Below are 20,090 nucleotides of genomic sequence, written 5' to 3' on the forward strand. Positions count from 1 at the left end.
AAAATAACAATTAAGATATGATTTATAGTAATCCTATGGAGTTAATCGGAATTAAAAATCAAATAAGTAATCCTACTTCCATTTTGAATTCTAAATCCACTATGGAACATTTTTAACAGCGAATGTTGACCGAATTACTCAACATTAATGAGGAGGATGGAAATGAAGGTATCAAGCAAGGGTGAATATGCACTAAGAGCTTTAATTTTGCTAGGAAACTATAAAGGAAAAGTGCTCGGCATTCAGGAAATTTCAGAAAAAACCCTTGTCAGTATTAACTACCTAGAACAAATCCTTCTTCAATTAAAAAACCTTGGGTATGTGGTCAGTAAACGCGGTGCAAAGGGTGGTTACTCGCTTTATAGAGAACCAGAAGATATTAACATCGGTGAAGTGATCCGTGATCTAGAGGGACCTTTATCTCCAATGAGCTGTGCTTCAATCACTAAATACGAACCATGTCCTATTGAGGAGGGATGTCAATTAAAGCCATTGTGGTCTTTAGTTCGAGATACAATTGCTTTTGTCTTAGAACGAACAACACTGGAGGATTTACTTTTAAACAGAATTAATAAGCTGGAGGGAGAGGATTTTGTTGTCATTAAAAGGACGTCTGGATCAGCAAGTGATGGAAAAAATAGCTAGTCTTTTGGAAGGATTAGAGTTTGGCACGGTACAAATAACCGTTCACGATTCACAAATAACGCAAATTGATCGCTTAGAAAAGCATCGGCTGCCCTTACAAAATAAAACGAGTGTTCAAGCATTTCCAAACAAAATGAAAAGCAGGCCAGAAAAATGAATAACTGCCGATCGGACACCCGAAGGCCCTTTAGTTTCTTGTACATGAGATATGTACACGTATTTAACTAATGGGGCTTTTTTTATTGGAAAAAGCCTACAAAAAAAATAGAGGTGTTAATTATTATGATGAAAAAAACTTTGATAACGCTATTTTCCCTTACTTTACTTTTGTGGGCTGCCGGGTGCTCAAATCAAAGCGCAACAAATGAGAAAGAATCGGAAGCAACTGGGACCGAAGAAACTGGTAAAAAAGAAGTTGAGTTATTAAATGTATCTTATGATCCAACCAGAGAATTTTATGAAGAATTTAACAAAAGCTTTGCAACCTATTGGGAAAAAGAAAAAGGACAAAAAGTTACCATTAACCAATCACACGGAGGTTCAGGTAAACAGTCCCGATCTGTCATTGATGGTCTTGAGGCTGATATCGTGACCTTGGCACTAGCCTATGATATCGATGTAATTGCTGAAGCAGGAAAGCTGCCAGAGAACTGGCAAGAAAGACTCGATAACAATAGTTCTCCTTACACATCAACGATTGTTTTCCTGGTTAGAAAGGGCAACCCAAAAGGTATTAAAGACTGGGATGATTTAATCAAAACAGATGTATCCGTAATCACTCCAAATCCTAAAACATCTGGTGGTGCGAGATGGAATTACCTTGCAGCCTGGGGTTATGCATTGGAACAAAATAACGGAGATGAAGCGAAGGCAAAAGAGTTTGTAACGAAACTGTTTAAAAATGTACCTGTTCTAGATTCTGGTGCACGAGGCTCAACAACAACGTTCGTCGAAAGAGGAATAGGTGATGTATTAATCGCATGGGAAAATGAAGCCTTCTTAGCCCTAAATGAGCTTGGTAAGGATGAGTTTGAAATTGTCGTCCCTTCGATCAGTATTCTCGCTGAACCGCCGGTAACGGTTGTGGATGAAACGGCTAAGAAACATGGAACAGAGGAAGTGGCGAAAGCCTATTTAGACTATTTGTATACAGACGAAGGACAGGAAATTGCAGCTAAGAATTATTATCGCCCACGTTCTGAAGATGTAGCAAAAAAGTATGCAAATCAATTCCCTGAAATTAACCTATTTACAATCGATGAGGTATTTGATGGGTGGAAAAATGCGCAAAAGACACATTTTGACGATGGCGGAGTCTTTGATGAGATATACAAACCGTAAAGATAAAGGAGAGTTTCAACGTGGCAGCTAATAAAAAGCAACATCGTGTTTTGCCGGGTTTTGGTCTATCTATGGGGTACACACTGATTTATCTAAGCCTAATCATTTTGATTCCGATTGCCGTCCTATTTTTAAAAGCATCGACAATCAGCCTCGCAGAATTTTGGGAGACCGTAACCGAGGCAAGAGTCGTTGCTTCTTATAAATTGACGATCTATACATCCTTCATAGCAGCCTTTGTTAATGCCATTTTTGGGACACTTATTGCATGGGTTTTAGTACGATATGATTTTTATGGAAAACGAATCATTGATGCACTAGTCGACTTGCCTTTTGCTTTGCCAACCGCGGTTGCAGGGATCGCTCTTACCACCATCTATGCACCGAATGGATGGATAGGGCAATACTTTGAAACCATGGGAATTAAAGTTGCTTATACACCACTCGGTATCATGATAGCCTTAACGTTTATCGGGCTTCCCTTTGTTGTCCGGTCAGTCCAGCCAGTATTGCAAGATTTGGATCAGCAATATGAAGAGGCTGCGGCAACCCTGGGTGCCAATTCTCTGCAGATTTTTGTAAAGATTATCTTTCCAGCCATTTTCCCAGCCATCTTAACAGGCTTTGCCCTTGCGTTTGCAAGGGCTTTGGGGGAATATGGCTCCGTTGTTTTCATCTCCGGCAATATGCCAATGAAAACGGAAATTGTCCCATTGCTAATTATAACAAAATTAGAGCAATTCAATTATGCAGGTGCCGCTGCTATCGCCGTTGTGATGCTGGTATTTTCATTCGTTTTATTGTTCTTGATCAATTTCTGGCAATGGAAAACAACGAAAAAATATCAAGTAAGCTAGAGGAGTTAGGGGAATATGGACGTTCGAGATACAACCCTTCATACCAAAAATGTAAAAACTACTTTCCAGCCGGGATTGGTAACAAAATGGCTCCTGATTACGATTGCCCTTGGCTTCTTAGGGATCTTTATTTTGGTACCGTTAATCGCTGTTTTCTCTGAAGGTTTGAATAAGGGAATTCAGTTATATATTGCTGCTTTGACAGAGCCTGATGCCTTATCGGCCATTAAATTAACGTTGATTACTGCAGCGATTACCATACCTGTTAATACAATTTTTGGGGTGTTTGCTGCTTGGGCAATCACAAAATTTGAATTCAGGGGTAAGAATATATTAATTACGTTAATTGATATCCCTTTTGCTGTTTCACCGGTTATTGCAGGACTCGTTTTTGTTCTAGTGTTTGGTTCGCAAGGTGTACTGGGTCCGTTTTTAGAGGCGAATAATATCAAGATTATTTTTGGAGTACCTGGCATTATTTTAGCTACTATATTTGTCACTTTTCCATTTGTAGTGAGAGAATTACTGCCCATCATGCAGGAACAAGGGACAGAGGAGGAACAGGCTGCGATTACGCTCGGAGCAAGTGGCTGGCAAATGTTCTTTCGCGTTACCTTACCCAACATTAAATGGGGTTTGCTCTATGGTGTCATTCTTTGTAATGCGCGTGCCATGGGAGAATTCGGTGCGGTATCTGTTGTTTCAGGACATATTAGAGGATTAACCAATACCATTCCGCTACATGTTGAAATCTTGTATAACGAATACAATTTCACAGCAGCCTTTGCTGTTGCCTCTTTACTGGCGCTGCTGGCTTTGCTGACATTAATTTTAAAAAGTTTTGTGGAGTGGAAAACAAGCAAACACTAAAAGAGAGCATTTGTGGGGGATGGTTGAAATGGGAATAACGATTAAGGAAGTATCAAAGGATTTTGGAACTTTTGCAGCTGTCAAAAATGTCAATCTTGAAATTCCAACCGGAGATTTTGTTGCATTACTAGGACCATCGGGTTCGGGTAAAACAACTCTCCTACGGCTTATTGCAGGTTTAGAGGGATTGGATTCAGGAGGAATCTACTTTAATGACATAGAGTACACCAATAAAAGTATTAAAGAACGGAATGTAGGATTTGTTTTTCAAAATTATGCGTTGTTCAAGCATATGACTATTTTTGATAATATTGCTTTTGGTTTAAAGGTAAGACCACGGAAAACACGTCCATCTAAAAATGAAATAACCGAGAAAGTAACGGAATTGTTGAAGTTGGTAAAATTAGATCATCTTGCCAATCGTTATCCTGCACAACTTTCAGGAGGACAAAGACAGCGGATTGCGTTGGCAAGGGCTCTTGCTATAGAACCGGAAGTTTTACTTCTTGACGAACCATTTGGTGCACTAGATGCCAAGGTGCGTCAGGAACTGCGCCATTGGTTAAGAGAAATTCATCAAAAGCTTAATATCACTACTATTTTTGTTACGCATGACCAGGAGGAGGCCCTCGAAATGGCTGATACCGTTGTGGTGATGAATCAGGGTGAAATAGAACAGATTGGCTCTCCTGAGGAGATATATCAGAAGCCTAAGAGCGCATTTGTTTATAGCTTTTTAGGTAGAGTGAACGAATTCCGAGATTCAGAGGATTTTGTGGAGAGCGTCAGTTATATAAGGCCACATGAAATACTTCTTCGGAAAATTTCACAAGGGAACAGCATCGTATCAGAAGTTTCACACATTCATATAATCGGTTCCACGGTAAGGATTGAATTAAGAAGGAAGGATACAAATGATTTATTTGAAGCAGAAATGAGTATCGATCAGTATCAAAATATGAGCCCAGTAAAAAAGGGAGATATTCTTTATGCTGAGTTTAAAAACATTGTACAATTTCATTCGGAAAAAAAAATAACCCATGCAGCAGGAAAAAGTGGGATTAGAAATACACTAAAAAGCAAATTAATATAGAATGAAAAGGTGCTAGGAAATCCTGGCACTTATTTTATTTTCTCGAAGTATAAAATGTTAAGAGGAATCGTTATGATTGAAATATACATATATTAAGCATAAATTAGAAGTAAGAAGCTTTTTCACACTGTAAACTATGCAACTGATCGGTAATGTTAAAATACAAATTGGAAGGGCGATAACATGAAATATAACTTTGACGAAATTGTAAATCGGAGAGGGACCTACTCCATAAAATGGGATGGAGGAGAGTTGATTAAAAAAATGGGCTTGACGGATCGATATGATGAAGACACTATCCCATTATTTACAGCTGACATGGATTTACCAGTGCCCCAACCATTAATAGACGCCTTACATAAAACCGTTGATCACCGGATTTTTGGTTATTCTGTATTCCCTGATGAGTATTTTGAAGCGGTGCAACATTGGTTTAAAAATAGACATGATTGGGAGTTCAAAAAGGAAGAAATCGTGTATAGTCCAGGAACAGTCCATGCGTTGAATGTAGCGGTAAGGGCATTAACTCAACCAGGGGATGGGGTGATCATTCAACGACCTGTATATCCTCCTTTTACTTCTTCCATAAATGCCAATGGCAGAACGCTGTTGAATAATGCACTTATCGCTGATGAGGAAGGCTATTATTCGATTGATTTTGAGGATTTCGAAGCAAAAGCAAAAGATGAAATGACAAAAATGTTCATTTTATGTAATCCACATAATCCAACAGGAAGAGTTTTTAATGAAGAAGAACTAAGAAAACTTGCTTCTATTTGTGTGGAAAATAATGTCCTGATTGTAGCAGATGAAATTCATGGAGATATCATTCGCCGTGATCAATCGTTTACTCCAATCGCCAAAGTAGCTCCAGAATACAATGATCATATTATTACGTTTACAGCGATTAATAAAACCTTTAATTTGGCTGGACTTCACTGTACGAATGTCATTATTACGAACCCGGAATTGAGAAAAACTTATTTTGGTGTAATGGGTATGCATTTGCCATCACCATTTACCGTTTCAGCTCTCCTTTCGGTTTATCATGATGGAGAAGATTGGCTTGAGCAGTTGAATGAATATATCGATGGCACGATGGAGTGGGCAGTGGAGTTTTTAGCAGAAAAGATGCCAAAAGTGAAGGTTAGAATACCAGAGGGAACTTACATCATGTGGCTGGACTTTAGTGGTTACGGAATTTCACCTGACGAAGTTCATGACCGAATCTATAACAAGGCCAATGTCTTATTGGAAGATGGAAAAATGTTCGGGGAAGAAGGCTTGCACCATCAAAGAATCTGTATACCATCACCAAGACCCATGATCAAAGAAGCTTTCGAGAGAATCGCGAGAGAATTTGAAGATTTAAAATAGGTAATTGGCGGATGGCAGAAAATACTGGCGGATGGCAAGAAATACTGGCGGATAGCGAGAAATACTGGCACGTAGCAGAATGCTAGCAGCACGATAGCACCCCTTACATCAACTGCTACATCTAATAACGCACTATGTTTCATAGGAGTGATGATATGGAGAGCAGCATGCTTCAAACCTGCACGAACCTGATAAAAAATGCCCAAAACATTGTTGTCCTGACAGGCGCAGGTATAAGTACAGAATCAGGAATCAAGGATTTTCGTTCACAAACGGGACTATATCAGACATCACCGGAATATATCCTGTCACTAGACAATTTTTATCATAACCCAAAGGGATTTTACCAGTTTGCCTTTGAAAATCTTTACCATCCCCAAGCACTCCCAAATACTGGCCACAAGATACTTGCCCAATGGGAGAAAGATGGCAGGGTTAGCCACATCATCACACAAAATATTGATGCTCTCCATCAAAAAGCGGGATCTAAAAAGGTAATTGAATTTCATGGGACGATGAAAACAGCTACCTGCCAAAATTGCCGAAAATCCTATACGGCCGAAGAAATGATTATCAGACGAAACACCATGGACGACTTTTATATCTGCGACCATTGCCATACACAAAATAGGAAAGATCGATATATTAAACCCGATGTAGTCCTGTTTGGAGATACTGGAGAATGGTTTACCATCGACGGTTTCAACGAGATTATTAACATCATCCATCAGGCTGATTGTATCTTGGTGTTAGGAACCAGTTTGAAGGTTACTCCCTTCTCCACATTCCCGCAATATAGGAGAGATGATATCCCTTTGATTATTGTAAATAAGGGAGATTCACCCTACGATAATACCAAGGACTCTTATGTTATTCATGACTCCATCGGTGAAACATTAACTAAAATTAATAGTAGTTTCCATCCACCATTTGCATAATGGTGGATTTTCTTTGATATGAATATATAACTGAATAATAGGAATTATCAATAAATTTTAGACGATAGGAAGGAGGAAGTTATATAATAGGAGTAGACCAAGCCGGTTATCAAAAGTGGGGTGTGAAAAAATGAAAGCGCTACAAATACCAGTTGTTAAACTTCCTAAAGAAACAGAAGATTTGAGAAGAGAAATCCGACAATTTTTAAATGAAGAGATAGAATCTGGGGGTTTTGAACCAAAGTGTGATACCTGGCTAAGCGGGTTTTCGGAAGAGTTTTCTAGAAAAATGGGGAGTCGAGGATGGATAGGAATGACATGGCCGAAAAAATATGGCGGGCATGAGCGTTCGACAATTGAAAGATATGTTGTCACGGAGGAAATGCTTGCGGCAGGTGCTCCAGTTTCCGCGCATTGGATTGCTGATCGCCAGACTGGACCCCTCCTGCTTAAATTTGGGAAGGAGAGCCAAAAGCAATACTTTTTACCTGATATTGCAAAAGGAGAATGCTATTTCTCAATCGGCCTAAGTGAACCAAATGCTGGATCTGACTTGGCTGCCATTCAATCAAGGGCTGTAAAGGTTGAAAACGGATGGATCTTAAATGGAAGTAAAATTTGGACTAGCGGTGCTCATCACGCCCACTATATGATTACCCTTTGCCGTACGTCTCCAATGGATACCACGAATCGTCATGCAGGGATGAGCCAATTACTTGTAGATTTATCAGCCCCAGGAGTCACGATTCGACCCATCCATTTAATGACAGGAGAGCATCATTTTAATGAAGTGTTTTTTGAAGATGTGTTTATTCCAAATGAAATGGTGGTTGGAGAAATCGGTAATGGATGGGCGCAAGGGATGGCGGAGTTAGCTTATGAAAGAAGTGGACCTGAGCGTATCCTAAGCACATTTCCGTTATTAAATGAACTATCTTCCATTCTGCTGAAAAACGAGGATGATGATGGATTAAACAAAGTTAGCAGGCTGATTTCTCGATTATGGACCCTCCGAAATATGTCACTGGGTATCGCCCAGCAAATAGAAAGGGGGATCCCTTCAACAATTATTGCCTCATTGGTGAAAGATATGGGAACACAATTTGAGCAGGAAGTTGCGGAGATTACTAGATTACTCGTATCCGTTATTCCATCCACCGACTCCCCGTCACGTCTTGAAAGAATGCTTGCTCAGTCCATTCTACAGTCACCAGGATTTTCTTTACGCGGTGGAACTACTGAAATCTTACGGGGGATCGTGGCAAAGGGGGTTATCGGAAAATGAGTGTTATGAAAGAAATGATTGAGGATGTTACAACAAAGATCCTACAGAAATATTCCACAAAGGAAGTTGTAAATGGTGCGGAAAATGGTCAATGGGCAGAGGTACTTTGGCAAAATCTCGAAGAATATGGAGTGTTAACAGTGGGAATACCAGAAGAATTAGGGGGAAGCGGAGGTGATTATGAAGACGGTCTAAGCATCCTGCGTTTGGCGGGTAAATATTCTGCACCAATACCACTTGCTGAAACTTACATAGCAAATTGGATATTGGCGGAGTTTGGGGAGAGGATTACAAATGAAATTGTTACGGTTGCTTTAGCTAATACTGTTCAAATTGAAAAAGTAGAACATGGGTGGCTTGTTCAGGGATGTGCAAAGAATGTGCCATGGGGGAGATTTGCAAAAAAAGTCCTTCTTTATGGGAAAACTTCAGATGGTTATTTCCTTACACTTATTCCATTAGAGAACGCTGCTATTCAGCCTGGTAAAAATATTGCGGGTGAAGCACGGGATGAAATCATCTTTAATCAAGTAGTCTATGAAAATATTACAATGATAAAGGCAGAGCGCAGTGAAATAGATAAAAAGACTCTATATTTAGGAGCACTTATGAAAAGTGTGATGATGGCGGGTGCACTGGAGAATATCCTTGAGATGACCATTAACCACACCAATGAACGCTCACAATTTGGAAGGCCAATCAATCGTTTTCAAGCTGTCCAGCACCATCTTGCATCGCTCGCGGGTGAAACTGCTGCTGCCGGGATTGCTGCTCAATATGCAGTGAGTTCGTTCCATGAGAATCCATTTTCAAAAGAAATTGCCTTGGCGAAAATCCGAATCAATGAAGCAGCTGGAAAAGCCACTCAGATTGCCCATCAAGTGATTGCCGCTATTGGTTTTACCTACGAACATACTTTGCACCATAGCACACGCCGGCTTTGGTCCTGGCGTGATGAATTTGGTACAGAATCTGAATGGGAAAAAATCGTTACAGAAGAACTTAAAAAGCTTGAAAATGAAGATTTATGGTCGATGATCACTGGGGTAAAATCTTTAGAAAAAAGGGTGGAATTGTAAATGAGCGACTTACTTTTTACAGTTGAGAATAACGTGGCAAGAATTACTCTGAATCGGCCGGATAGTTTAAATGCTTTTAGCAGTGAAATGATCGATTTATGGATACAAGCCTTGGAAACAGTTCGGGATTCTAAAGATATCAGAGTACTTGTGTTATCCGGAAATGGCCGGGGATTTTGTTCGGGTGGTGATATTAAATCCATGTCACATGGGAAAGGCTTCCTCCATAGTGATGGAGCAGAAGACCTTTCCTCCAATGCTTTAGCACGAAAAAATTCCCTTTGGAAAAAAGTTCAAAGAATTCCTTTGCTTCTCCAAGAAATTGATATTCCCGTTATTGCTGTATTACATGGATTTGCATTTGGAGCCGGTTTTGACATGACTCTGGCATGCGATATCCGAATTGCATCCGAAAACACGAAAATCTCCGAAAGTTATTTAAGTGTTGGAATTGTCCCTGGTGACGGTGCTGCCTGGTTTTTACCTAGGTTAATAGGGACGGATAAAGCATTGGACTTGCTGTGGAATCGAACGGTGTTAACTGCCCAAGAAGCAAAAGAAATGGGATTGGTTACCTATGTGGTTGAAGCTCAGAGATTGCAAGAGTTCGTCGAGCAATATGTAGAAAGATTGGTAACCGGTCCCCAGGCAGCGATGCGTTTTACCAAAAGGGCAGTATACCAAGGGTTAAACATGGATTTACGTACATCACTCGACATGATATCCTCCGCCATGGGAATCGTGACTGAGCTTGAGGATTACCAAGAAGGCGTTAATGCCGTGAAGGAAAAAAGAAAACCTAATTTCAAATAATTTAACGCCCCCCCAAGCATCAATTTGGGGGTTTTTGAATTTTCTAAATAGATTGACAATTAACGGATAGGAAAATAAAATGAAAGAGGAAACGAAGTCTTTTTTTTTACATGTAAAAAGAAACGTTGTTTGTTATTGCGCAACAATCGGAGGTGAAATCATTGATTATTGATGAACGTTTATCAGAAATAAAAGCTTCTTTTCAAGAAATTCAGCTGATTGAAGAAGACCAACATCATTCATATGGAAATTCTGGAAGAGTGACAATGCTGCCAAAAACAGAACAAGAAATTTGCTCTATTTTAGAATATGCCAATACACACCACCACAGTATTGCAATCATGGGTGGCGGGACAAAAAGAGGCTTTGGCGGACAGTTAGAAAAAGCAGATATTCTTCTATCGTTAGGTCAGTATACTGGAATTGTTGAGCATAATCCTGGTGATATGACAATTACAGTTAAATCTGGGACTACCTTTCAAGCAATCCAAAACTATTTAGCACAATACAATCAAAAAATTCCACTCGATCCTTTCTATCCAAAGGAGGCAACGATTGGCGGGATTATTTCCGCAAACGATAGTGGGCCAAAAAGACTGGGATATGGTGCTGCTAGAGACAATGTGATCGGTCTCCACATGGTATACCCTGACGGAACAGTGATTCGTTCAGGCGGTAAAGTGGTAAAAAATGTTGCCGGCTATGACATGAATAAGATCTTTATCGGAGCAATGGGAACACTTGGTGTTGTTTCACAGGTGACACTTAAGTTGAGACCGGTTACAAACTATGAATCTATTCTGCTCGTATCCTTTCCTGAAAGTAATCTTGAAGAGACTTCAGCATTTGCAGTCAAAGTGCTTGATTCGATGATTGAACCCATCAGCCTCGAGATCCTCAACCCCACCTTAGCTGGGAAATTAACAAACACTAATCAATATACATTACTTATTTCGTTAGAAGATGTAAAAAGCTCAGTACACTACCAAGAAAATGTTATCAGGCATCTTGCACCTGATAAAACCACACTACTATCCCTATCCGGAAATGAAGCTAAATCCTTCTGGGATCAATTTTATGACCAACAACCCAACTGTATAACTAACGCTACAACAACCCAAGCAGTACTGAAAATAGGTGTTATCAATTTAGACGTTATCAAGATCATTCAAGAAGCAGCACTTATCGCTGATACTTGCCATGTCTCTATAGAAGCACATGGAGGTTTAGGAACTGGACTTTGCCAGATGGTGATTAGCGGTGCAAGTGATGATGTTCTTTCAGCTATTCAACTCGTAAGAGAAAAAGCTGTTCAGCTTGGCGGCTACGCGATTATAAAACACCTTACATTCTCCCTTCGTCAGGAAATAAATGTTTGGGGCGATAAATCATCATCTCATTTTTTATTTGAAGGAATGAAACAAAAAATTGATTGCAACAGGATATTGAACCCAAATCGTTTTGTAGGGGGGATCTAAAATGAGAGGAAAACATGAACCGACATGTACCTCTTCTCTAGGAAACTATCTATGGCATGACCCGCCTCAGGAAAGTAAATGGGCTGATTGTGTCCATTGTGGAATGTGCTTGGAATCATGTCCTACATATGAACAAACGGGTGAAGAGCAGCATTCACCACGAGGTCGTGTCTATTTGATTAAAGCAGTGGCTGAAGGAAAGCTGCATGTGGATGAACATTTTGCTGAGCCCGTGTTTTCTTGTTTGGATTGCCGGGCCTGTACGACCGCATGTCCTGTGGATATAGATGTTGGCGGACTTATTGAGGAAGCGCGTGGTCAAGTCAGGCAAGCGATTCCACTAAAAGGGTGGAAGAAAGCAGCAAACAAGTTTTTTCTCCATGGGGTATTCCCTCATCACAACCGCTTAAACGCACTCGGCGGTCTGTTAAGATTTTATCAGCAAAGCGGCTTACAAACCGTAATCCGAAAAACAAAGTTGATCAATATCATGCCGCAGCATTTAGCGGAAATGGAAGCTATTCTGCCAGAAGTAAAGGGATCGGTACGCAAAAAATATCCGGCTGTCATCAAAGCGAAAGGTGAATCAAAGCAGGAAGTAGCGCTACTGACTGGCTGTGTGATGGATGTATTCTTTAGTGATATTAACGAATCGACCATCAATGTACTCACTAGAAATGGAAATGATGTAGGCATCCCGAAAAACCAAACATGCTGCGGCGCATTGCATGTGCATGCCGGTGATAGAGAAATGGGAAGAAAACTAGCCAAGCAAAATATTGAAGCTTTTGAGAAGGCTGAAAAGTTGATTGTCAATGCAGCCGGCTGTGGCTGCATGATGAAGGAATATACAGAATTATTCCGTGATGAACCAGAATGGAAAAAAAGAGCGGAACGGTTCGAAAAGAAGGTAGTGGATATTTCTAAATACTTACACGACACCGGCTATGAAAAGCCAAAAACTATGTTAAAAACAAGAATCACTTATCATGATGCCTGTCATTTAGCACATGGGCAAGGCGTGAGGCAGGAACCTCGTGACATTCTCCTAGATATCCCGGGAGTAGAAATGGTTCAAATGCCCAACGCAGACCGATGTTGTGGAAGTGCAGGAATCTATAATCTTACCAATCCTGACATGGCTGACGCTGTCCTAAAATCTAAAATGGAAAATGTGCCAGAAGATGTTGAAATGATTTCAATGGGAAATCCCGGCTGTATGATGCAAATGGCTCTAGGAGTGCAAAAATACGGACGAAACCAGAAAATAGTCCATACGGTTCAGCTGCTAGATTGGGCCTATCAAAAAGAGGGAGTGGAATACAACGATGGCAGTCTTAAAGTTGAATACAACGGATAAGCATATTATCAATCTCGCTGCTATCGTGGACGGTCCTCGATCCATTTTATATAAAAAAGTAGATGTGCTCGCCTATGATTGCGATGGATTTACGATTCATAAGCATTTGCCTAAAGCTGTTGTTTTCCCGAAAAATACAGAAGAAGTTTCCAAACTAGTAAAATATTGCTCTGAGAATGGTCTTCCTTTTTTAGCTAGAGGAGCGGGAACAGGACTAAGCGGTGGTGCCATTCCTATTAACGGAGAAGTTATCATCAGTATGGTTCGCATGAAAAAACTAATTAGTGTTGACCTTGAGAACAGAAGAGCGGTAGTTGAACCAGGCTTCGTCAATCTGAAACTAACAAACTCTATTTCTGATCAAGGCTATTATTATGCCCCCGATCCTTCGAGTCAATATTGCTGCACGATTGGAGGAAATGTCGCAGAAAATGCAGGCGGTGCCCACTGTCTAAAATATGGCGTTACAACCAACCATATACTTGGTCTTGAAGTCGTGCTCCCAAATGGGGAGATAATTGAGATTGGCAAGAATGGAGTTTTGGATGAACCTGGATACGATTTACTCGGATTACTAACGGGCTCAGAAGGGACGCTAGGAATTGTTACCAAGATCACGGTCCGTATATTAAAAAATCCTGAAGGAAAACAGACGGTCCTTGCCTATTTCAATAAGGTTGAAGATGGAAGCCAAGCAGTTTCTGACATTATCTCAGCCGGCATTGTTCCCGCTGCACTGGAGATGATGGACAAAACAGCCATTGAGGCGGTGGAGGCTGCGGCATTCCCTGTCGGACATCCAAAGGACATTGAAGCTTTACTATTAATTGAAGTGGACGGAATTGCCGTAGGAATCGAAGAACAGATCAATCAAATCTTAGAGGTTTGTAAAAAATGTAACGTACGTGAGGTTCGAGCGTCTCAGGATGAGGCAGAAAGAGGACGGTGGTGGGCCAATCGTAAAACCGGCTTTGGAGCGATGGGAGCCATTTCTCCTGATTACTTAGTACAGGATGGAGTCATTCCCAGAAGCAGACTTCCAGAGGTACTCAGGAAAATTGCGCAGATTAGTGAAGAATCCGGCTTGCGGATTGCGAACATTTTTCATGCAGGTGACGGTAACCTCCATCCACTAGTTCTATTTGATGCCCGTAAGCCAGGGGAAACGGAAAAAGCGTTGAAAGCCGGCAGTGCTTGCTTGAAGGCTTGTGCTGACGTTGGCGGAACCATTACTGGTGAGCATGGTGTTGGAATTGAAAAGCGCGAGGAAATGCGTTTTGTTTTTAAGGACGAGGAAATACTTGCACAGACCAATATTCGAGAAGTATTTAATCCAGATAATCTCTTAAATGCGGGAAAACTGTTTCCAACCCCAGGTCGCTGTGTTGAAATGAAAAAAGAAATAAAAATTGTAAGGGAGGAAGTATAATGAGTAAGTATGTGAAAATAGGAGATTTACAGGTTGCTGGAGAATTAGTTGATTTTATTGATTCAGAAGCATTGCCTGGAAGCCAAGTGGATCAGAATGCGTTTTGGGCAGGATTTGAAAAAATCATCACTGAATTGACTCCTAAAAATAAGGAATTACTAGCAAAAAGGGATGAACTTCAGAGGAAGATTCATACTTGGCACCGAGAAAATAAAGAATTCGATTTTGATAGATACAAGGCATACTTAGAAGAAATCGGTTACCTTCTTCCAGAACCGAAGGATTTCAAGATTTCGACAGAAGGAGCAGATGATGAAATTGCTACAAAAGCAGGTCCTCAATTAGTTGTGCCAGTGGATAATGCCCGATATGCGATTAATGCAGCAAATGCCCGTTGGGGAAGTTTGTACGATGCGCTTTATGGGACCGATGTAATAAGTGATGAGGGCGGCGCCAAAAACCAAGGTGGATATAACCCGGTACGAGGGGAAAAAGTTATCGCATTTGCCAGGAAGTTTCTAGATGAAAGTATTCCTTTACAAGATTGTTCACATAACGAAGCAGTAAACTATTCGATTGCAAAAGGAAGTTTAGTGGTAACACTCCAAAACGGTAATAAAACTCATTTACAAAACGATGAAAAATTTGTCGGGTATCAAGGGAATCCCGAACAACCTTCTGCTGTCCTGTTCCGAAATAACGATAACTATTTTGAAATTCAAGTGGATCGAAGCCATCCTATTGGAAAAACAGATGCCGCAGGTGTAAAAGATATACTCCTAGAGTCTGCGCTCACTTCCATTATGGATTGTGAAGACTCCGTTTCAGCAGTAGATGCACAAGATAAGGTCACGGTGTATCGGAATTGGCTGGGTTTAAATAAAGGCGATCTTTCGGCCACTTTTTCAAAAGGAAATAAAACCTTAACTCGGACTCTAAATTCTGATCGTACCTATGTGTCATCTGACGGCAGTGAATTCACCTTGCCTGGTCGAGCGTTAATGCTAGTCCGAAATGTCGGCCATTTGATGACCAATAATGCCATTCTCGACGGGGACGGGAATGAAGTGCAGGAAGGAATCATCGATGCTGTTATTACCTCTCTATGTGCAAAGCATTCTATAATTGGAAACACCACTTTCAAAAATTCAGAAACGGGCTCTATCTATATTGTAAAGCCAAAAATGCATGGTCCAGAGGAAGCGGCCTTTGCAAATGAGCTGTTTAACCGGACAGAAGATTTACTCGGATTATCCAGACATACGCTGAAAATTGGTGTCATGGATGAGGAACGCCGGACCTCTTTAAATCTAAAAGCCTGCATCAAGGAAGTGAAAGACCGTGTTGTCTTCATAAACACTGGATTTCTTGACAGGACGGGCGATGAAATGCACACCTCGATGGAGGCTGGAGCGATGATACGTAAAAATGAAATGAAAACAACACTCTGGCTGCAAAGTTATGAAAAATCGAATGTAAATAATGGCTTGGCTACAGGTTTCCAAGGGCGTGCACAGATTGGCAAAGGCATGTGGGCGATGCCTGATTTAATGGAAGATATGTTAAAGCAAAAAATCGGTCATTTATTGGCTGGCGGTAATACGGCATGGGTTCCATCACCAACAGCTGCAACCCTTCACGCTCTGCATTACCACCAAGTAAATGTAAAGGAAGTACAAAATTATCTGCTTGGAAGCATATCAGATTTACGAGATGATATCTTACAGATCCCTGTTGCACAAAAAACGAATTGGAGCCCGGCAGAAATTCAAGCAGAACTTGATAACAATGCGCAAGGGATACTAGGCTATGTGGTACGGTGGGTAGAGCAGGGAATAGGCTGTTCAAAGGTACCTGATATTAATAATGTTGCGCTGATGGAAGACCGAGCTACTCTTCGGATTTCCAGCCAGCATATGGCCAATTGGCTGCATCATGGAATATGCACAAAAGAACAAGTGGAAGAAACAATGAAGCGAATGGCTAAAGTAGTAGATGAACAAAATGCAGGGGATTCTGCATACCGGCCAATGGCACCTGACTTCGAACAATCAGTTGCCTTCCAGGCGGCATGTGACTTAGTTTTTAAGGGATATGAGCAGCCAAATGGATATACCGAACCAATTTTGCATAGCCGCCGAATTGAAGCAAAAGCAAAGTTCTCGGTCAAATCGTAAGAATGCCTTGTCAAAGTTCTGCTTAAGAGGTGAACAAGTTGCAAAGAGAAAATGTGGTAAAGTCTGTAAGCAGGGCACTGGAGATCATTGCGTTAGTGAGCACGAAAAAAGGCGGACTTGGTGTTACCGAGATTGCGAATCAAATTGATATCAATAAAAGCTCCGTTTTTAGAACTCTTTCTACTCTGGCTCAATATGGCTATATCGAACAGGATCGTGAAACAGGGAAATACAAACTTGGCTATAAGTTTCTAGATGTTAGTTCAAAGCTGTTAGAATCAATTGACTTAAGAACGGAAGCGAAACCATTTCTTCAGGAACTTGAAAAGATGACGAATGAAGTGATTCACTTAGTCGTCTATGATCAGGGAGAAGTGGTCTATATTGAAAAATTAGAAGGTACGGAAACGTTACGAACGCATTCAAAGGTTGGAAAAAGAGCACCAATGCATTGTACATCCGTTGGGAAGGCGATTCTTGCTCATCTACCGGAACATGATGTCATTGCCATTCTTGATCGAAAAGGACTGCCTTATCATACAGACCTTACCATTACTTCGAGGGAAGCCTTCTTGCAAGAGTTAAAAGAGATAAGACTTAGAGGATTTTCTTTAGACCTAGAAGAAAATGAATACGGGATAACCTGTATCGCTGCGCCGGTGTTCGATCATTTAGGAAAGGCAGTCGCAGCAGTGAGCATATCTGGTCCAACCACAAGGATGACCAAGAATCGATTGAATCAGCTCGGCCCCATCATGATTCAAACCAGCAAAGAGCTATCTGCTAGACTTGGTTATGTTCAATAAAAAAAGCCGCAAAACTGGTGAAGTTTTGCGGCTTTCCTTTATATTTTTACGATAAATCGTCCTTTTGCCTGCCCTTGCAAAATAAGCGGAAGTGTTTGTGGAAGCTCTTCTAAGCTTATTTCTTTGGAAATGGAATTCAGAACCTCTGGTTTAAAATCAGTTGCCATTCGCTCCCATAGTGGTTTGCGTACATCCATTGGACAATAAACAGAATCAATCCCAAGTAGGTTGATACCACGAAGGATGAATGGAAACACCGTTGTAGGAACGTTCCCGCCGCCTGTTAGTCCACTGACAGCAACGGAACCATTGTAATGGATTTTACTTAAAACAGCCGCTAATGATTCTCCGCCAACAGGATCAACACAACCTGCCCAAAGCTGTTTATCTAAAGCTTTGATTTTTCCGTTATAAACTTCTTCTCTCGAAACAACCTCTTTTGCCCCGAGTTTATGTAAATAATCACGTTCACTCGATTTTCCAGTACTTGCGACAACGTCGTAACCTCGTTTTGCTAAAATACCAACTGCGATACTTCCTACACCTCCAGTAGCTCCAGTAACTAACACTTTCCCTTTTTCAGGAGTAAGCCCATTTTCTTCGAGTCTTTGAACGGAAAGGGCTGCCGTTAACCCAGCAGTTCCGTAGATCATTGCTTCTTTTAGGCTAAGGTTTTCTGGAAGTGGGACAATCCAATCAGCAGGTATCCTCGCATATTCACTGTAACCGCCATAATGTGAGACACCAATTTCATAGCTGGTAGCAATAACTTGATCTCCCTCTTTGTAGCGAGGGTCTTCCGAGGAAACCACCACACCTGCCAAATCAATCCCAGGAACAAATGGATAGGACCTTACGATTTTACCGTCAGGAATACTGGCTAAACCATCTTTGTAATTAATGCTTGAATAGGCAACTTTGATTAAAACCTCTCCCACTGGCAACTCATTAAACGAAACATTTTTAATACCAAGGGTAAAATCAGTTTCGGATTTATTAACGACTAAGGCCATGAAATCTTCATTCATGCGAATAGCCTCCTTCTAAATTAAAAAATTTCCATTTCCATCATACTACATTATAGTAAGAGTATAGAACTCATACGTTAATCTGAGTCAATTATCAAAAGAGTAGTAAATCGTGTACTAAATGCAATACATTGAACTAAAATAGATACAGATAATAAAATTAGGAGATGATTTTATGTATTTGGTAAGACCCCCTTGTTAATCTAAACAGACCATTCGTCCACCTCCTTTGACCTTCTTTTTCAGAAGTGAAAAAAAGGAGGAGTCATCAGGATGATGGTAAAAAACATTAATAAACTTTATCTGATTATCTTTTTTCATAACCTTATCCCGGCATACGTAATCGAAAGACTGTTCTGGGAGCAGCGGGGGATGACGGTTTTAATGGTTGTCCTTTGTGAAATTATCTACGCTGTAACGATTGTTATTTTTGAGATACCCACAGGAGTAGTTGCCGATAAATTTGGCAGAAAACCACTGCTTGTTGTCGGAGCAGTCCTATCAATGTTTGAATTTATTATTTTGCTTTTTGCCCATCACTTTTGGACATTTGCCTTGGTGGTAAGTTTAGCAGGTATTTCCAGCGCCTGCACAAGTGGGGCGTGGAATGCGCTTCTTTATGACTCACTGGCTGCTGTCAATATGCAACGTTCCTTTGAAAAAATTGTGGGGAGACTGAATTCTCTTGATTTAATCGGCTCATTAATTGCGGCACTTTCGGGGGGAGTTCTCGCAAAATATTATGGATTTGAGTTTAACTATATTCTTTCGGTAATAAGCATGTTCCTTGCCCTCGTACTTACTTTGCTGGTAAAAGAGCCTTCAAGGATAAGTCTGATTGAAAATAAGAAAGCGAAACAGGATCACTTTAAGATTTATCTAAGGAAATCCATATCCTTTTATAAAACCAATCCAAGATTAGTTTCTGTTATTACAAATGCTATGGCTATAGCTGCCTGTATCACGTATTTGGATGAGTTTTGGCAGCTTTATTTAGATGAGATGGAGTTTTCTGTACTATTGTTCGGAGTATTTTCAGCCTTACTATCACTGGTGAGAATTCCAGGAAACTTACTAGCGGCCAATCTGCTCACCTATTTTAGAGCAGAATCAATCATTCTATTTATTCTTGGGATAACGACTGTTTGCTTTTTTATGACAGCTATTTTTCCCGGGATTGTTGGCATAATCATGATTCTTATCATCTTTTTTGCCAGTGGAGTAATTGACCCTGTCGTTACAGGATATCTGCACCATCATGGAAGTTCAGAGATACGAGCTACGATTGAGTCCTTTCAATCCTTAATAGAGAGCGTTATTACGTTCACGGTTGGCATAGGATTTGGAATCATCTCGTCTAGTATTTCAGTAGTTTCAGGTTTTTTCTTTTTAGGAGTAGTCTCCTGTCTTTTTTATCTTTTCAATTTGAGTAATATTCGCGGCTTTGCAAAAGGGTAGAAGCCATCCTCCGGGATGGTTTTCGTATGTTCTGCATAGGATAACTTTATGTGGTT

At 40.6% G+C, this 20,090-nt stretch carries 18 protein-coding genes; 17 read left to right on the forward strand and 1 reads right to left on the reverse strand.

From position 1 onward, the window contains the following. Positions 1-162 precede the first annotated feature (162 nt). From QUG14_RS01795 to QUG14_RS01870, 16 genes are all read left to right on the forward strand, one after another. Entirely contained in the window at positions 163-645 is a 483-nt protein-coding gene (locus QUG14_RS01795; protein WP_289338778.1) for an RrF2 family transcriptional regulator, read from the forward strand. After that, the gene (locus tag QUG14_RS01800) at positions 629-802 is read left to right on the forward strand and encodes a YezD family protein (RefSeq protein ID WP_289338779.1); all 174 of its coding nucleotides are present in this window, start codon (positions 629-631) and stop codon (positions 800-802) included. Before QUG14_RS01795 ends, QUG14_RS01800 begins: the two co-directional genes overlap by 17 nt. A gap of 125 nt (positions 803-927) precedes the next feature. Next, positions 928-1,986 (forward strand): sulfate ABC transporter substrate-binding protein, encoded by a 1,059-nt coding sequence (locus tag QUG14_RS01805; RefSeq protein WP_289338780.1) that lies wholly within the window; start codon positions 928-930, stop codon positions 1,984-1,986. Positions 1,987-2,006: 20 nt separating this feature from the next. After that, a complete protein-coding gene (gene cysT / locus QUG14_RS01810; protein WP_289338781.1) occupies positions 2,007-2,843 on the forward strand; it encodes a sulfate ABC transporter permease subunit CysT in 837 nt (278 codons plus the stop codon). Positions 2,844-2,858: 15 nt separating this feature from the next. After that, positions 2,859-3,713: a sulfate ABC transporter permease subunit CysW gene (gene cysW, locus QUG14_RS01815; RefSeq protein ID WP_289338782.1), complete on the forward strand. Its 855-nt coding sequence runs from the start codon at positions 2,859-2,861 to the stop codon at positions 3,711-3,713. 28 nt (positions 3,714-3,741) lie between these two features. Then, the gene (locus QUG14_RS01820) at positions 3,742-4,806 is read left to right on the forward strand and encodes a sulfate/molybdate ABC transporter ATP-binding protein (RefSeq protein WP_289338783.1); all 1,065 of its coding nucleotides are present in this window, start codon (positions 3,742-3,744) and stop codon (positions 4,804-4,806) included. A gap of 183 nt (positions 4,807-4,989) precedes the next feature. Next, complete coding sequence (locus QUG14_RS01825; protein ID WP_289338784.1) at positions 4,990-6,183, forward strand: MalY/PatB family protein; 1,194 nt, start codon at positions 4,990-4,992, stop codon at positions 6,181-6,183. 155 nt (positions 6,184-6,338) lie between these two features. Continuing rightward, positions 6,339-7,121, forward strand: a complete 783-nt coding sequence (locus tag QUG14_RS01830; protein WP_289338785.1) for an NAD-dependent protein deacylase — start codon at positions 6,339-6,341, stop codon at positions 7,119-7,121. Between the two features lie 130 nt (positions 7,122-7,251). Then, positions 7,252-8,406 carry an acyl-CoA dehydrogenase family protein gene (locus QUG14_RS01835; protein WP_289338787.1) on the forward strand — a complete coding sequence of 385 codons (1,155 nt, stop codon included), beginning with the start codon at positions 7,252-7,254 and terminating at the stop codon, positions 8,404-8,406. Next, positions 8,403-9,485, forward strand: a complete 1,083-nt coding sequence (locus QUG14_RS01840) for an acyl-CoA dehydrogenase family protein (RefSeq protein ID WP_289338788.1) — start codon at positions 8,403-8,405, stop codon at positions 9,483-9,485. Before QUG14_RS01835 ends, QUG14_RS01840 begins: the two co-directional genes overlap by 4 nt. Further along, positions 9,486-10,298, forward strand: coding sequence for an enoyl-CoA hydratase/isomerase family protein (locus QUG14_RS01845; protein WP_289338789.1), 813 nt, complete (start codon positions 9,486-9,488; stop codon positions 10,296-10,298). Between the two features lie 161 nt (positions 10,299-10,459). After that, positions 10,460-11,776 (forward strand): FAD-binding oxidoreductase, encoded by a 1,317-nt coding sequence (locus QUG14_RS01850; RefSeq protein ID WP_289338791.1) that lies wholly within the window; start codon positions 10,460-10,462, stop codon positions 11,774-11,776. Position 11,777: 1 nt separating this feature from the next. Continuing rightward, positions 11,778-13,136: a (Fe-S)-binding protein gene (locus QUG14_RS01855; protein ID WP_289338792.1), complete on the forward strand. Its 1,359-nt coding sequence runs from the start codon at positions 11,778-11,780 to the stop codon at positions 13,134-13,136. Beyond that, a complete protein-coding gene (locus tag QUG14_RS01860) occupies positions 13,105-14,565 on the forward strand; it encodes an FAD-linked oxidase C-terminal domain-containing protein (protein WP_289338793.1) in 1,461 nt (486 codons plus the stop codon). Before QUG14_RS01855 ends, QUG14_RS01860 begins: the two co-directional genes overlap by 32 nt. Beyond that, positions 14,565-16,742 carry a malate synthase G gene (locus tag QUG14_RS01865; RefSeq protein WP_289338794.1) on the forward strand — a complete coding sequence of 726 codons (2,178 nt, stop codon included), beginning with the start codon at positions 14,565-14,567 and terminating at the stop codon, positions 16,740-16,742. The genes QUG14_RS01860 and QUG14_RS01865 overlap by 1 nt, the downstream gene beginning before the upstream one ends. Positions 16,743-16,780: 38 nt before the next feature. Continuing rightward, the gene (locus tag QUG14_RS01870) at positions 16,781-17,548 is read left to right on the forward strand and encodes an IclR family transcriptional regulator (protein WP_289338795.1); all 768 of its coding nucleotides are present in this window, start codon (positions 16,781-16,783) and stop codon (positions 17,546-17,548) included. A 38-nt stretch (positions 17,549-17,586) separates the two neighbouring features. On the opposite strand, the gene QUG14_RS01875 is transcribed toward QUG14_RS01870, so the two are convergent. Next, the gene (locus tag QUG14_RS01875) at positions 17,587-18,576 is read right to left on the reverse strand and encodes an NADPH:quinone oxidoreductase family protein (RefSeq protein ID WP_289338797.1); all 990 of its coding nucleotides are present in this window, start codon (positions 18,574-18,576) and stop codon (positions 17,587-17,589) included. A 273-nt stretch (positions 18,577-18,849) separates the two neighbouring features. On the opposite strand from QUG14_RS01875, the gene QUG14_RS01880 reads away from it, so the two are divergent. Next, entirely contained in the window at positions 18,850-20,034 is a 1,185-nt protein-coding gene (locus QUG14_RS01880; RefSeq protein ID WP_289338798.1) for an MFS transporter, read from the forward strand. Positions 20,035-20,090 lie beyond the last annotated feature (56 nt).

Origin of the sequence: Neobacillus sp. CF12, from assembly GCF_030348765.1 — a bacterium.
Taxonomy (GTDB): domain Bacteria; phylum Bacillota; class Bacilli; order Bacillales; family Cytobacillaceae; genus Neobacillus.

Excerpts from the sequence above, each read along its gene's own strand:
- QUG14_RS01795 (WP_289338778.1), top strand. The coding sequence starts at position 163 with ATGAAGGTATCAAGCAAGGGTGAATATGCACTAAGAGCTTTAATTTTG.
- QUG14_RS01800 (WP_289338779.1), top strand. The coding sequence starts at position 629 with ATGGAAAAAATAGCTAGTCTTTTGGAAGGATTAGAGTTTGGCACGGTA.
- QUG14_RS01805 (WP_289338780.1), top strand. The coding sequence starts at position 928 with ATGATGAAAAAAACTTTGATAACGCTATTTTCCCTTACTTTACTTTTG.
- cysW (WP_289338782.1), top strand. The coding sequence starts at position 2,859 with ATGGACGTTCGAGATACAACCCTTCATACCAAAAATGTAAAAACTACT.
- QUG14_RS01820 (WP_289338783.1), top strand. The coding sequence starts at position 3,742 with ATGGGAATAACGATTAAGGAAGTATCAAAGGATTTTGGAACTTTTGCA.
- QUG14_RS01825 (WP_289338784.1), top strand. The coding sequence starts at position 4,990 with ATGAAATATAACTTTGACGAAATTGTAAATCGGAGAGGGACCTACTCC.
- QUG14_RS01830 (WP_289338785.1), top strand. The coding sequence starts at position 6,339 with ATGGAGAGCAGCATGCTTCAAACCTGCACGAACCTGATAAAAAATGCC.
- QUG14_RS01835 (WP_289338787.1), top strand. The coding sequence starts at position 7,252 with ATGAAAGCGCTACAAATACCAGTTGTTAAACTTCCTAAAGAAACAGAA.
- QUG14_RS01840 (WP_289338788.1), top strand. The coding sequence starts at position 8,403 with ATGAGTGTTATGAAAGAAATGATTGAGGATGTTACAACAAAGATCCTA.
- QUG14_RS01845 (WP_289338789.1), top strand. The coding sequence starts at position 9,486 with ATGAGCGACTTACTTTTTACAGTTGAGAATAACGTGGCAAGAATTACT.
- QUG14_RS01855 (WP_289338792.1), top strand. The coding sequence starts at position 11,778 with ATGAGAGGAAAACATGAACCGACATGTACCTCTTCTCTAGGAAACTAT.
- QUG14_RS01860 (WP_289338793.1), top strand. The coding sequence starts at position 13,105 with ATGGCAGTCTTAAAGTTGAATACAACGGATAAGCATATTATCAATCTC.
- QUG14_RS01865 (WP_289338794.1), top strand. The coding sequence starts at position 14,565 with ATGAGTAAGTATGTGAAAATAGGAGATTTACAGGTTGCTGGAGAATTA.
- QUG14_RS01875 (WP_289338797.1), bottom strand. The coding sequence starts at position 18,576 with ATGAATGAAGATTTCATGGCCTTAGTCGTTAATAAATCCGAAACTGAT.
- QUG14_RS01880 (WP_289338798.1), top strand. The coding sequence starts at position 18,850 with ATGATGGTAAAAAACATTAATAAACTTTATCTGATTATCTTTTTTCAT.